This is a genomic window from Eubacterium album (genome assembly GCF_025336545.1).
GTDB classification, from domain to species: domain Bacteria; phylum Bacillota; class Clostridia; order Lachnospirales; family Lachnospiraceae; genus Eubacterium_U; species Eubacterium_U album.
The window spans coordinates 304,307-318,091 of the sequence record NZ_JAODBU010000006.1 but is presented as its reverse complement, the minus strand read 5'-3'; the positions used below and the strand labels follow the sequence as shown (position 1 = coordinate 318,091).

The following is a 13,785-nucleotide window of genomic DNA, read 5'->3' as shown; positions in this document are numbered from 1 at the left end:
GTACTTAAATTTTAACACTTATTACCCTTTATTCAACCAAAAACTTTTAAATTTAGGTTGATTTTTAACAGCGGGTGGAATTTAGTCTTTCATACGGAATTTACTTTTACAAGTCAGCAAAGCTTAATTATAAAACTTCACATTACAAGCAACTTTTATCTGGTTGTATCGAAGATAACGCTACGATAGATGAACTTGCAGAGGGCAACCTAAGGCAGCTTGATCAACTCCTGTAAGGAGGTATTATGGCTACATATCAAATTTATTATCTGGTCTAGAGGAATTAGGCATACACAAAATGCAGGAATATCTAGACACTTATGTCAATCTGGTTAATAATGGTGAAAAATCATTTACCCAAGCACTAGAGGAATTAGTTGAAATCGAAAAAAAAGAAAATCAAAAAAGAAGAGATTTAGCAAATGTAAAGGTTGCCAATTTCCCATTTTTAAAAACATTTGATGATTATGAATTCGATTTCCAACCAAACGTAAACAAAAAAGAGTTACTAGAGTTAAACTCATTAGGATTTGTAGACAAACACAAAAATGTAGTGTTTGTCGGTTCTAGTGGTGTTGGTAAAACACATCTTGCAACATCATTAGGAATAACCTGTGCAAAAGCAAGGTATCAAACATATTTTATTACATTTGAAAATCTAATTACTCAGTTAAAGAAAGCAATTCAAGAAAACAGGCTTGAAAACAGGCTAAAATTCTATGCTAAATACAGAGTATTAATTATTGATGAAATAGGATACATGCCTATTGATCAAGATACTGCAAATGTGTTCTTCCAACTCATAGCTAAACGTTATGAAAAGAATAGTACGATAATTACAACAAATATGCCATTTTCAAAGTGGGGTGAATTCTTCGGTTCTGCAACACTAGCTAATGCAGTATTAGACCGATTACTGCATCATTCCACTGTTATATCAATAAAAGGTCCGTCATACAGGCTCAAAGATAAGAAACTACTTTTTGAGTCGAATTCAAAGGAAGGTTAACGGATAAAATGTACATTTTTATTTTCCACTTTTTGTACATTTTAATATTGACATTTACAATGAGGAAATTTCTAAGCCATTCCTCCGCCTCTCTTTTGGTCGCAAAACCTCTTTTGGTAGATTTCCGACGTTTCCCTTGCCAATCCGTATAATGATACTGAATCAACCATTTTCCTGTTTTCTTGTCTTTTTCCGCTTTCATTCGACCACCTCCTACAAACTGAAACCATACCAGCGTTTTTCAAAATAGCGTCTGGGAACTTTACCCGCAATCACCAGAAATCCCTCTTTTTTAAGTTCCTGATTCAGCTTACGAATCAACTTGTAAGCATGACCTACAGAAACACCCAGCATTTCTGCGAGTTCATTTGCAGTAATATAAATCTTGTTGTTTTCTGCCATATATGCATCCTCCTTTTCTTTTTTATAGCGTTATCGCTACATTCTATATCCCCATTATATGTAGCGACTTCGCTATTGTCAAGTATTTTGAAATGCCAGTAGAAAAAATTTTTCAAACATGGTATAATGTAGCCATCTCGATACATGGAGGGCAATAAAAATGACTATAGGAGAAAAAATCAAATACTGCCGAAAGCAAATCGGCATCACGCAAGATAAACTGGCTGAGCTGACCGGCATCCATCCGGTTTCTATCCGAAAATACGAAACAAATAAAATGCAGCCACAACCTCCTCAGTTAGAGAAAATTGCAGCTGCACTTGGTGTCAGTTATAATGCTTTGAATGGCAGTGATACTGCCGGACTTCGTCTGGAAACAGTCGGTGATCTGATGGGCGTACTTATGGTCCTTTGTAATTCCGGCATCCTCCAGATTAGCGGAGAGCGTGGAGAGGACAAGATGTTAAAAGATGATACTGTATCTATCCATCTGAATCCGGTTCTTTCTTCTTATCTTGAAATCGGATATAACAGCAGAGGAAAAGCACATACGCTGTCTTTGCAAGATGCATTGTTGAATATCAAAAGTTACCAGGTATTTAATGACCTGTTGAAATGGGAAAAGATGAATCATCTCTATCAGAGTGCTTTGAAATCCGCTGGAGATAATCCAAATGAAGCTACACAGGCAGCTATAGGGGAAATAGCAGAGACGAAAGAGAAGGTAGAATTGGAATTGCAGAGATCAGGAATAAGATTAATTCCTTAATATATCTGTTTAAAAATAAGGAGGAATAAACATTTGATACCATATAGTCCACCTTCTTTTCTCGAAGATTGCTTTATTCTTTCGAAAAGAATTGAAGGTAAAAAAACTTGGAAATCCAGAGATGGAAAAAGACTATATCAGTGGGATTCGCAGCATGGTGACGTAGAAATCTATAGTGCTAAAAACGGAGTACATCTTGGATCCGCTGATAAAATCACAGGTCGAACAATTAAACCAGCAGTAAAAGGGAGGAAATTAAGTGATGTCTAATTTTATCAATGATGTTATTAATGCAGACGCAATATTAGATGAAATTGATGATTATATAAAAAAATGGCATGACTCAGATACAGATTGTAGTGTATTTGAATATCTTGGTATGACAGAAGAAGAATACTTTCTTTGGGTTGAAAATGATTTCTATCTTAAATATATCATTTCAGCTCACGAAAAAGACATTAATATTAATGAATTACTTAAAGAAGAATATACTTCTAAATTAGTCGCTCGTTCTTCATCACCGGAAGAAGCAAAAAAGATTTATAATTGGCTTAAAGAAAAAGGAATGATTGAATAATGAGTATAGAATTAGCACGAAAAAGAGCAAAAAAATTTTTTCAATATCATAAACTATCACTACCAGTAAAAATAGATGAACTCTTGAAGCATTATGCCGACGTTAAAGAAGCCTATATTCCTGTTGATGGCGATGCCATCTGCCTCAATAATGACAAACCCCTCATTATTATAAAAAGCAATATGTCCCCTTTACGTAAACGATTCACATATGCACATGAGCTAGCTCATTTGCAAATACCTTCACATACCGGAATGATTTCATGTACAACAGAATTTTTAAATGAAATTGATATAACAGAGTATTATCAAATGGAACAAGAAGCAAATGCTTTTGCAGCAGAGCTGCTTATGCCTTCATCCTGGTTACAATCCTTAATAGCACAACATAATAACAAAATTACAACATTAATAGACGATATATGTCAAAGAGCGATTGTTTCATTGCCTGCCGCAATATATAATATAATACCACTACTTCCTGCAAATTATCTATTTATAATCAATAACAAAATTAATAATTATTCACATATGAAATGTGGTTCTAATAGTCCTAGACCTTTTTTACTGGAAAATCCCAATTACACGCTTGATAATAATTGGCTTGCAATTAACTGTTTAGATACTGAAAATATTGATACTGACATAATGAGCGTCAAAATATATCATTTCAAAAATATACTTGATGAAACTACCATACAAAAAATTGCAAAGCATATTTCAACTAAATCTCATTGTGCCACTATTTGCAATAAACTTGTATCTTCCTCAAATATTAATTATGCTCATTTATTTAATAATCTTAGACAATATCTATTACCAGGAACCATATTAAAAATAGAAGTTGTTTCATCACATAACTATAAATATATTTTTGCTCCTAATACATATATCCATTCTCCCTATCAAAACAACATTGATACAGATAACTGGTACAGCCAAAATTGTATTTATCACACAACTGCTTCTGGCAAGCATATAAAAATTACCGTCTGGTATTGTCGTGCTGATTACAAATTCACTGGAAACACACATGATAGAAGGGATTCTAAAACTATTTTACATAATATTATTGATTATTATTATCCAGACAAAAAAGAACGTGCTAGCCTATTCGGTCGCATAAATGGAATCATAGGGAATCTAAATACTTCTCAGTGTTCTTATTCTAAACAAGAATTTTATAATATATTAAAACAAAAATTTCTCAGTCGTTCTGATTTAGAATGGATTACCAACACTGAAGAGTTTGATCAATTTCTTTTTCGAAAAACAGAAGAAATATTTCAAAAGAAAAATTAATTTTTATACTCAATCTGCACTCAAACCACACAACAAGAGCCCGGAAACCCGCATAAATGCTGGATTTCCGAGCTCCATTTTTTTACTCAAACTCTTGGACGGAGAGATTTATCTGGCTGTTTCTAGGTGCACATTTGTGCATTTTATTCTTCATATTCATCTTATTTCGCATTTTTGTGTACCTCGTCTAAAATTTTTAGAGCCAAAATGGAGCCAAATATACTCTTAAAAATATACGTTATAATAATGAACTCACATATCAAAAATACTTAGCTGTGTTTCTTTTAATGACTCAACTTTTCTAATCGTTATTTTGTCATCTTCTTGAACTTGCCCACATAGAAGAGGTGACGAAGGATCATATTTGGCAACGTTTGTTTCTACACTTTTTGAACTATAATTTGCATAGCAATATGCACATCCATTTTTGCATGTATTATAAGTACCTATTTCAACGCTTTCAACGCATCCACATTCTTTACGCTGATTTTTGTCTTTGCCAACATTAAGTTTACATCCGATAATTTTTTCAATTAATTCTCTATCTATGCAACAATTATGAATTATACCACATTCATCCAAATCTATTTTTTCTGCACAACTTCCAATCTTAATATTATTATCCGCAGCTATCTTACTTAATTTCTCAGCAAATTCCCGCAGCTCATCATCATTTAATTCATAACTTGACAATCCATCCATATTTTTTTTATTTTTAGGATATATATCAACAAAACTAATCACGCATTTTTCCGTGTATCCACTTAAAGCCTCAGCAATACTTTTAAATGCCTTCAAATGATATTCTTTCGTATATCTATCAGAAAAGAATATAGGATCATATCTCCAAATCACTTTTTGCTTGCCAATTTTTTCAGATAGTTCTTGAAATACTGGAATCATTTTTGTTTTTTTATTTGGCAAATTAACCTCAACATCATTTCCATATCCCGTTAATGTGAATTGAAAATAATAATTATAATCTTTTATCTCGTCTAACCTCTTTATCATTGGCAAAGGGTTCTTTGTCCAAAACACTATGCAATCTACAACATCTGGAGTAATTTTTATTTCACTTATCTGATGAGCATTCATAGGATTACGAACATATAAAAATCCTTCTTTTATTCTATTATAGAACCATTCCGAATAATAATTAGGAATATCCGTTCTTCTACTAACACTTAATATCATTTCATCACTTCTTTCTTTCCTTTTTTATGAGCATCTGTGCGCTAGCACAACTTTCAAATGGATTATACGCATTTCTAATTTCATCTGAAATCATATTAAAGACGAGCTCACTACTATCATACTGCCCGCCATATTCGTAATGTCTTTCTTTATTTACATTATTAAAATGCATTCTTCTCACTATTTTCGGTGTTTGAATTTTTGACTCTAATAAATCAAAGAATTCTCTTCCTCCGCCCATAGATTTGCTGAGATTAATGTCATTACACAAAATATATATAGGCTCTTGATTATATGAATTCAAAAAAGATGCCAACTTACCAATAAACTGAACTATTTGCTTTTCGTCTGAATGTTTATACATATCCGAAAATACATATTGAAAAATAAGCACATCTGGCACCCACTTTTTTGGAACAATAATATCCACTAATTGTAATATATCATTTGGATAAAATCTTATTCCGTCGCCAAAATAATCTATAATATCATTCCAAATAGGTTGCCATACCTCTCCTAATGGATCAATTCCCCTATAGTCCAATTGGTCATAATTAAGCACCCCCTCATTTCTAAGATAATCAACTGCAGCCAATTCTGTACATGGTCCGCATCCAACTGACATAATCTTCAATTTCTTCTTATCTCGAATTTCAGCAAAGCAGCTTAATTCATACACCATTTCAGATGCATATTTATATGCATATTTACAATAATAGCAATCTGCCATATGTATACAGTCATATTTTCTTGGAGCCGGAGCATTTTGAGGAAAATGTACATACTGTAAACAACTTTGACAATCTCGTGGACAACAGTCCCCATATGAGCAATCCTCACATTGTTCATGTTCCTTCTGATATTCATCTCTGTAAGAACATTTCTCAATCAAATCATATAAAAGCATATCATTCCCTCCCACACATATTTTTATTAATTATACTACATTTTTTCACATTCTTATAGTTATTTTATTTACATCTATCTCAACTCTCATAACTAAAGAACTCCCTAGCCATCATCTCCGCCGTAGCCCGATTATACCCCTTTTTCAAATACCCCTGCACAATCGTCCCAAACATTCCCTTAACCATATCATCCTCAATATCACAATATGCCTGCATTTCCCCGGACAAAGCCATTGCCACATACTCTATCGGCTTGTTATCCAACAACCTATGCAACTTCGCCAGAGACTGCTCTGTTGTCCTCAGAGCAGCCTCCACTTCTTCGCACTTTATCCGTAACATATTTCCATCTGTAAACCACACCTCAACATAGCCGTTATCCATGTTATAAGCACATTCTACGATATTATCCATTCGATTATCTTTCATATCATCAATCCATCCTTCCCATTATCTTGTCCCATAGGACCTGTCATACCGCCTTATCTGCTGTTCTGTACGCTCCTGTTCCTTTACCTTACGAATAATCGCATCAATCTGCTCCGCACCAGCATATCTCTTCACACGCTCCAGATCATCAGCCTTTTCCTGCAACAGCTCTGTCCTATCACTCATATCCTTAATCTTACCCTTATAAAACTCCACATCATCTGACAGTCTCTTCTTTTCCTTCCGAAGCTGTAATACTTCCTCTTTCAGCCTTACGCACTGGATTGTCAGATTTTTTATCAAGGTCTTAAGTTTATTCACAAATGGTATAACCACCTTCTCCCGAAATGACTTAGCACTTGCAAATGCTCCCGGTCCCGGCAACTGCCATTCCGGTGCTTCATCATACTTCCTTACATCACGCTGTAATAACTGCTCCGACTGTACTATCTGCTCTATATGGCTCTTAAGCTCATTCTGTTGCTTTTCAAGTTGAACATTATTCTGTTGCAAATCATTGTATTTCTGTCTTAGTGCCTGATTATCAGATTTCAATGAATCATTCCTTTGCTCCAGAGTGTGATTGTCAGCAGATAACTGATCATTCACATTCTTCAATTTACTATTCTTATATTGTAAATCTTCATTCCTTTGTTCCAGTTCTTCATTATCTGTCTGCAACTGTAGCTGCTTCTGCTTCAAATCATGATTTTCCATGCGAAGTCTGTCCTTGCGACTTTCAAGCCTTGTATTCTCCATCCTCAAATTCTGATTACCTGCAAGCAGTACTTCCTTCTCTTGTTGTGCTATAGTTCTCTCTTCATTTGCCTTCTGTATAGCTTCCTCAGCCAGTTCCTTTTCTATAGTAACATTTTGCAATTCCTGTTTCTTTACAGAAACCGCTTCCCCAAGCTGTAAAACCACCGAAGATATTTCCTGTTTTTGGCTATCCAGCTCAGCTACTTCTTTTGCTCGCTCTTTCTTTTCAAATTCAAGCACCGACAAATGCTTCTCATGTGTTCCCTTTTTCAGCCATTCCACACCATATCGCTCCATGACTGTAGCAAGTTCCTGCTTCTCTGATGCAATCCATTGATTTAATTCTGTTGCACCCCTTGTACCACCAGCAAATCCTTCTGCCGCTAGTGCAGATTTTAATGATACCCTTGTATCAAGTCCTCGCTTACTTCCTGTAATATATGGTACAAAATCAATATGCAAATGCGGTGTTTCTTCATCCATATGCAAATGCGCCGAGAATACATACAAGTTCGGATTTCTAGCTTGGAACTCATCCATAAATTCCGTTAAAATCCTTTTTGCCAACAATCCATCTTCATTTTTGGCATTCATATCATCTTTATTTCCAATCTGAAATATCACTTCATGAAATAACTTTTCCTGCTTACCCCTCCTGATTTTTTCATAGTAATTATCAATCATGCGATCTTTCCGTTTCTGTTTTGCATTATATCGTTCCCGTGCTTCATCAAACAATTTATGATAAACCTGCTTAATATCTTCCTGGCAAAATTCCACATTATCAGCACTTCTGTTTTTATCTACATTTTTAGCTGTAAATGCTCTGGTATTATGGTTCACAGAACCTTTTCCGATCATTGCACTTATCGTTCTCTCCATAGGCAATCTTCCCCTTTCTTTTATCTGTCATATTAGCGCCGGATTTCGGCATAGAGCGAGGTTTCCTCGCTCTGGCTTTGTTACTTTCGTCGAAAGTAACGCAAAAGCACTTTTGACAGCTACGCCATCAAAAATGCAACCTGACAAGTCAGGTTTTGCGCCCTGCCGGGAGCTTTTCTGCCTGCGGCAGTCAGTGTACACAAGCCTCTACTGTGTCAAGCACACCACATTTTCCTTATCGATTCTAACGGAAGCGTGACACGCAGCCGTTATATATGTTTAAGAAAAAACTACCACCGGAAGCTCTCCGGCACACCTCGTCTATCCAAATATTCCTTTCGAGCCTTTTCCTTTTCTTCTTCCGTTGGTGCAGTCTTATATTTTGTATATAATTCTCTCATTACCATTGCATCCAGCTTCTTCTCTAGTCCCTGTTTTATCTGAGGCAACATTTCCTCCTGTTCCAACATAAAATATCTCATTATCGCAACGAAAAGTTCTTCTGAAATCTGTACATTTTTCATATCAATCCACCATTCCTTTCCTAACTCGTTCAAGACCGCAACACTGCAAAGTCTATATGCTTTGCAACCTTGCAAATTTTATCTCCGCAATTTCTATATAGCCTGCAATGTTGCGTTCTTGTCCTATCTCTGTTTTACTGCATCCAATTCCCAATACCACGAGTTATTGATTTTCTTTGCCTGGATGCCCAATTCTTTCTTTGCATTTTCCAATGTTCTCTTTGAAATGCCCTGTCTATCAGCCATTTCAAATATTTCATTACTCTGCACCATATTAGTTGTTTCTGCCAATTCACGAAGCATTTGCTTTGCTTGTTCCAGCTTATTTGCCTTTGGTGCAATACCGCCAAGTACTTCATCTGCTGTAATCTCATAATCTCCCAACCAACGAAAGCCCGTTTCTGATAACATAAATGCCTTCGGATGTCCAAATGCCGCAAGATTATTCTTTATCTGAACAACTGCTCTTGTATTAGGTTCTCCCTCTATTCTGCCGACCAAAAGCACACTCCTCGCCACAGCAAAGAAGTCAATGGAACCCATGCCCCTGTATGCAGCTTTATTACCAGATGCCTTGTTCATATGACCAATAAGAAGAATTGCACACTGGTATTTCTCTGCTAATGCTCCCAGCTTCTTCGTCATATCTCTTGCCTCATTTGCCCGGTTCATATCCATGCCACCACCGAGATACGCCTGTATCGGGTCTAATATCAATACTTTTGCCCCTGTCTTTGCAAGTGCCTCTTCCAGTCTTTCATCTGCCATAGATAAAGATTTATCACTTTCATCAATAACCAGTATCTTTTCACAGTCCGCCCCGGCAAGTTCAAGCCTCGGCTTTACTGTATCTGCCAGTCCATCCTCTGCTGTCTGATAAATGACATTTACCGGCTCCTGCACATCCATATCACTGTCGAGACATTCTCCCTTTGACAGCTTTACTGCTATGTTTAACACCAATGTGGTCTTTCCATCACCCGGATCTCCCTGAATAATTGTCAGCTTCCCATATGGTATAAACGGATACCACAGCCATTTCACTTCTTGTGACTCAACCTCCGACATTCGTATTATCTTTAATTCTGTCTTCTGTCCTTCCATAAAAGTCCTCCATTTTCAAATCTTTTATTTGCTCCTAAGAAGAACCTCTGCTATACTCTAGTTGTATTTACAGGTGTAACAGAGGTTTTCTTTTGTTACCGCAAGTCCTAACAGTTGCCGCTGTCAGGACTTCTTTCTTTATCAATCTGTACTCCCTGCCAGAGATACTTTGCACCATCCAGCATTGCAATAATCGCCTGTAACATATCCATACAGTCATTTCGCATATCTTCCAACCCCTCAGCAGTAAGTGTTACCTCCTGCTGTCCCAGTTGTTTTACCAGTTCGGAAAGATTTGTCTGCATATTCTGCAATTCCTCTACAAGCTGGTAAATGACCTCTTTCTTTCCTACAACACATATTCTGTTATAAATGCAGGAACGGACAAAATAATCTTTCTTCTGCATACCACTTGCAAGTATCTTAGCTTCAATCATTTCCCACTCTCTGTCCGATACACGAAAGCTGATTGTTGGATGTTTGTGTACTCCACTCATAGATTGTCCTCCCCATTCTCCAGCTCTAGCCTGTCTGCCAGTTCTGCCTGCTTATTCGGATATAAATGTGAATAAGTATTTAATGTTGTTTCTATCTTTTCATGTCCCAGTCGTTCTGCTATTGCCAATGGCTGAAATCCAAGCTCCACCAGAAGTGATGCGTGGCTGTGACGCAGATCATGAATACGGATTCTCTTAACTCCTGTTTCCTTTATGCCTCGTACAATCTCATGCTCCATATAAGATTTTGTAAATCGGAACATTCTTTCATTTGGCATAATTCCATATAAACGACTACAATATTCTTTTAACTCTTCTGCCAGAAATGGTGGAATAGTAATCTTACGATTGCTCTTTGGTGTCTTAGGCGGTGTAATTACATCTCTTCCATCCAATCTCTGATATGATTTAGAAATGCTTATAATTCGTTTTTCCAAATCAATATCTTCATAGGTAAGTGCCAGCAATTCTCCTATACGCATCCCTGTCCAATACAGAAGCATAAATGCCATTCTCGCCTCCGGTTTCTTGTCCATAGACGGAAGAAACTGCTTAAATTCCTGTTTTGTCCAAAACTCCATATCATCAGCCTTGCTTTTCCCGATACTTCCTGCTTTCCTGCATGGATTATCTTTCAGGTCATTATATCTGACCGCATAATTGAAAAGTACTGCCAACTGGTTATTAATACCTTTAAGATAAGTTGGTGCGTACCCCTGCTTAATCAATTCATTCTGCCAAGCCCGGATATCTGAAGTCTTAATCTCACACATCTTTTTCTTTTTAAAATAAGGTGTAACCTTTAAATCAAACACATATCTTTTATTCTTGATTGTGCTTTCTCTAAGCCGGTTCTCCACATCAGAGAAATAGATTTCAACAAAATTCTCAAAGTTAATATCCAAATCTTTTCTCTGCTGTTGACGGAAGTTCCGCTCCCACTCCTCTGCTTCTGCTTTTGTCTTAAAGCCTCTTTTGTTCTTTTTATGGCGTACACCCTGCCAGTCCTCATAATAGAACTGGCTGCGCCATGTTTTACCATCTCTTGTAGCTGGCATATCATCATCTCCTCTCCATTAACCAACTGCCATACCATAAACTTTTCTTTAAAATACTTTGTAGGTACCTTGCCTGAAATCACTCGATAGCCTTTTTCTTTCAATTCATTATTAAGACCACGAATGATTTTATAAGCATATCCTCTTGATACTCCAAGAATCTGTGCAGCTTCATCTGCTGTTACATACATCTTCATCGTATTCTCCATATTGTGTTCTCCTTCCTGTTTTTATTTTAGTACACTTTTATGACCTTATTTACTCGTATTGTATAGTACACATTTGTGTCCGTCAAGTAATTTAATCAAATTTTTATACACAAATGTGTCCCATTGTGATAGAATAGGGGTAACAAATCATAAAGGAGCATTTTTATGACTATTGGAGAAAAGATTAAATACTTTCGCAATATGCGTGGAATATCGCAGGAAACGCTTGGTCAGTTATCCGGCATAAACTCCGCAACAATAAAGAAATATGAATATGGAATCCGTAATCCAAAGCCTGACCAGCTTTTAAAGATTGCCAATGCATTAGGCATCAGTATTAACATTTTCATGGATTTTGATATAGAAACAGTTTCTGATGTATTATCATTGCTGTTTAAACTGGATGACCAGATTGATATGAAATTTGAAGCAGATAAGGACGATGAGGGCAATTTCAAGCCATCAACTGTAAAGCTGTCATTTAAGAACAACCTCATCAACAAGAAACTTTGTACCTATATGAAAGCTTTGGAAATTCGTGAAAATATGCTAAAAGCTAAAGATGATTATTCAGAAGAAGAGTATGCTGACAGTTTGCAGCATATCAATGAAAATATCGAAGAAATCAAGCAACACCTGCTTGATGACAATATGGTTGTCAAAAAAGGCACTGACCGCCTTACTGTAAAATTTTTCCCAAATTAGTGAAACCTCTTGAATTATCAGACATAAGATGATAATATCTAATTAAACAGAAAGCACCCACTCCAAAGGTGGATGCTCCGAGTTTAGGTTAATGAATGTCCTTAAGGACACCGCCTATCCTGTTGGCAGACAGGATAGGCATTTTTATTTTCGCTTGTTTCTCTTATCGAGAAAGGCAAGCAACGCTACAATCAAGCTACCAAAGGACATCAACAATGCTAATATCCCAATGAAAATCGAAATGATCTCATAAGCCGTCATCGGCGCCACCTCCCTTCCTATGTATTCCGGTTGCCCGGTATCATAAAACTCGGGAGGCTACCACCCTGTCATGGGTACTTTCCTTAGAGAGTATCCTAACATAAGAACTAATGCTTCTGCAAGGATAAATAAAAATAATTGATTATCTGTTGTTATTTCAACCCTGCCGCCTTAAACTTTTCCAATCTGTAATGGTGTTCATCATCCAATTCCTTAACACCATTTTTGTAATCATATCCAAATTTTCTATAAAATTCCGTTGCTGTAATGGATGCCGGTATCTCAATTCTGCTTGCTCTTACATAAAATTCATCCGTTTCTAATGTATTTATGATTTTTCTTCCAACACCCTTCCCATGAAATTCTGGGAGGACAAAAATGGACAAAAGTATACTTTCTGTTTCACTTCCCCAAAAACTTGAGATAGAACCTGTTCCAATTATTTTTCCATCAAATTCAAAGACGTACATATGCGCATAACTTGCCACATTCAGAACTTTTTCCACATCGTAAACCTTTGCAAGTTTTTCCATTGCTGATATGCCATAATCTTTACTATTAACCTCTAAGAAATTCCTGACAATAAGATTTCTGACCTCTTTGGCATCCTCTTCCTTAAATCTCCTTACCTCAATATAACTCTTTACATAAAAAACTAATGTCATATTTTCTTTTACAACTATTTCATCTCCAGTTCGAACAAATCCACATTTTTCATACAAATGACAATTTTTCTCTTCCTGCTTAATAGTAGATAACCACCATTCTATTGTATTCGGATAAATATCAAATAATTGTTTGATTACGTTACTGGCAATTCCTTTATTTTGAAATTTTGGAATAACAAAAATAGGAGATATCCAATTTACATTCTTGTGTACTTTTTGCCCTTTATGCCATTTAACTCTTACAGCTCCAGCTTTCTCACCATTAAACAAAATAAAATAGAAATCCGAATTATCATCAACTATCTTCTTTGTTATTGTTTCAAGGCTTTCTTTCGCCGGACTTGTAGCATCATCCTGATATTTTTCATATAAGGGCATAAACGCTTCTATCTGCAGTTTATGCAGACATTCAGCATCTTCTCTTGTTATCAGTTTAAGTTCAATTAAATCATTCATTTTCTGCACCTCTTTCTTGTAAACATAAAAAATCGCACCAAACATTCAATGTCCAGTGCGATATCTCCAATTT

Annotated in this window: 18 protein-coding genes; 6 read left to right on the top strand and 12 right to left on the bottom strand. The window is 36.1% G+C overall.

From position 1 onward, the window contains the following. The first annotated feature begins 298 nt into the window (after positions 1 to 298). Positions 299 to 1,009: an IS21-like element helper ATPase IstB gene (gene istB, locus N5B56_RS07550; protein ID WP_313958660.1), complete on the top strand. Its 711-nt coding sequence runs from the start codon at positions 299 to 301 to the stop codon at positions 1,007 to 1,009. Here istB and N5B56_RS13450 read toward each other — a convergent pair. Then, positions 963 to 1,211: an Arm DNA-binding domain-containing protein gene (locus tag N5B56_RS13450; RefSeq protein WP_346432196.1), complete on the bottom strand. Its 249-nt coding sequence runs from the start codon at positions 1,209 to 1,211 to the stop codon at positions 963 to 965. The genes istB and N5B56_RS13450 overlap by 47 nt on opposite strands. An 11-nt stretch (positions 1,212 to 1,222) precedes the next feature. After that, the gene (locus N5B56_RS07540; protein WP_260978670.1) at positions 1,223 to 1,411 is read right to left on the bottom strand and encodes a helix-turn-helix transcriptional regulator; all 189 of its coding nucleotides are present in this window, start codon (positions 1,409 to 1,411) and stop codon (positions 1,223 to 1,225) included. A gap of 160 nt (positions 1,412 to 1,571) precedes the next feature. On the opposite strand from N5B56_RS07540, the gene N5B56_RS07535 reads away from it, so the two are divergent. Genes N5B56_RS07535 through N5B56_RS07520 form a run of 4 tightly spaced genes read left to right on the top strand, consistent with a single transcriptional unit; the run spans position 1,572 to position 4,058 of the window. Further along, positions 1,572 to 2,180 (top strand): helix-turn-helix domain-containing protein, encoded by a 609-nt coding sequence (locus N5B56_RS07535; RefSeq protein WP_260978669.1) that lies wholly within the window; start codon positions 1,572 to 1,574, stop codon positions 2,178 to 2,180. Positions 2,181 to 2,213: 33 nt separating this feature from the next. Then, complete coding sequence (locus tag N5B56_RS07530; RefSeq protein WP_181967115.1) at positions 2,214 to 2,450, top strand: colicin E3/pyocin S6 family cytotoxin; 237 nt, start codon at positions 2,214 to 2,216, stop codon at positions 2,448 to 2,450. After that, positions 2,443 to 2,757, top strand: coding sequence for a hypothetical protein (locus N5B56_RS07525; protein WP_260978668.1), 315 nt, complete (start codon positions 2,443 to 2,445; stop codon positions 2,755 to 2,757). The genes N5B56_RS07530 and N5B56_RS07525 overlap by 8 nt, the downstream gene beginning before the upstream one ends. Further along, positions 2,757 to 4,058 carry an ImmA/IrrE family metallo-endopeptidase gene (locus N5B56_RS07520; RefSeq protein WP_260978667.1) on the top strand — a complete coding sequence of 434 codons (1,302 nt, stop codon included), beginning with the start codon at positions 2,757 to 2,759 and terminating at the stop codon, positions 4,056 to 4,058. Before N5B56_RS07525 ends, N5B56_RS07520 begins: the two co-directional genes overlap by 1 nt. A 252-nt stretch (positions 4,059 to 4,310) precedes the next feature. Here the strand turns inward: N5B56_RS07520 and N5B56_RS07515 are convergent, their stop codons facing one another. From N5B56_RS07515 to N5B56_RS07480, 8 genes are all read right to left on the bottom strand, one after another. Further along, on the bottom strand, positions 4,311 to 5,252 hold the full coding sequence (locus N5B56_RS07515) for a DUF1848 domain-containing protein (protein WP_260978666.1): 942 nt from the start codon (positions 5,250 to 5,252) through the stop codon (positions 4,311 to 4,313). A gap of 4 nt (positions 5,253 to 5,256) precedes the next feature. Continuing rightward, the gene (locus N5B56_RS07510) at positions 5,257 to 6,159 is read right to left on the bottom strand and encodes a hypothetical protein (protein WP_260978665.1); all 903 of its coding nucleotides are present in this window, start codon (positions 6,157 to 6,159) and stop codon (positions 5,257 to 5,259) included. A 79-nt stretch (positions 6,160 to 6,238) separates the two neighbouring features. Beyond that, positions 6,239 to 6,589: a DUF6061 family protein gene (locus N5B56_RS07505; protein WP_260978664.1), complete on the bottom strand. Its 351-nt coding sequence runs from the start codon at positions 6,587 to 6,589 to the stop codon at positions 6,239 to 6,241. Between the two features lie 21 nt (positions 6,590 to 6,610). Next, entirely contained in the window at positions 6,611 to 8,230 is a 1,620-nt protein-coding gene (locus N5B56_RS07500; RefSeq protein ID WP_260978663.1) for a plasmid recombination protein, read from the bottom strand. A gap of 290 nt (positions 8,231 to 8,520) precedes the next feature. Further along, positions 8,521 to 8,829, bottom strand: a complete 309-nt coding sequence (locus N5B56_RS07495) for a complexin-2 (RefSeq protein WP_313958659.1) — start codon at positions 8,827 to 8,829, stop codon at positions 8,521 to 8,523. A gap of 48 nt (positions 8,830 to 8,877) precedes the next feature. Continuing rightward, positions 8,878 to 9,858 (bottom strand): AAA family ATPase, encoded by a 981-nt coding sequence (locus tag N5B56_RS07490; protein WP_260978662.1) that lies wholly within the window; start codon positions 9,856 to 9,858, stop codon positions 8,878 to 8,880. Positions 9,859 to 9,965: 107 nt separating this feature from the next. Then, the gene (locus N5B56_RS07485) at positions 9,966 to 10,355 is read right to left on the bottom strand and encodes a plasmid mobilization protein (RefSeq protein ID WP_260978661.1); all 390 of its coding nucleotides are present in this window, start codon (positions 10,353 to 10,355) and stop codon (positions 9,966 to 9,968) included. Beyond that, on the bottom strand, positions 10,352 to 11,413 hold the full coding sequence (locus tag N5B56_RS07480) for a site-specific integrase (RefSeq protein WP_260978660.1): 1,062 nt from the start codon (positions 11,411 to 11,413) through the stop codon (positions 10,352 to 10,354). Before N5B56_RS07480 ends, N5B56_RS07485 begins: the two co-directional genes overlap by 4 nt. A 374-nt stretch (positions 11,414 to 11,787) precedes the next feature. Between N5B56_RS07480 and N5B56_RS07475 the strand changes: the two genes are divergently transcribed. Then, entirely contained in the window at positions 11,788 to 12,327 is a 540-nt protein-coding gene (locus N5B56_RS07475) for a helix-turn-helix domain-containing protein (protein ID WP_260978659.1), read from the top strand. 144 nt (positions 12,328 to 12,471) lie between these two features. Here N5B56_RS07475 and N5B56_RS13530 read toward each other — a convergent pair whose 3' ends face one another. Then, a complete protein-coding gene (locus N5B56_RS13530) occupies positions 12,472 to 12,588 on the bottom strand; it encodes a putative holin-like toxin (RefSeq protein ID WP_022085598.1) in 117 nt (38 codons plus the stop codon). Between the two features lie 152 nt (positions 12,589 to 12,740). Then, on the bottom strand, positions 12,741 to 13,712 hold the full coding sequence (locus N5B56_RS07470) for a GNAT family N-acetyltransferase (protein WP_260978658.1): 972 nt from the start codon (positions 13,710 to 13,712) through the stop codon (positions 12,741 to 12,743). Positions 13,713 to 13,785: the final 73 nt, after the last annotated feature.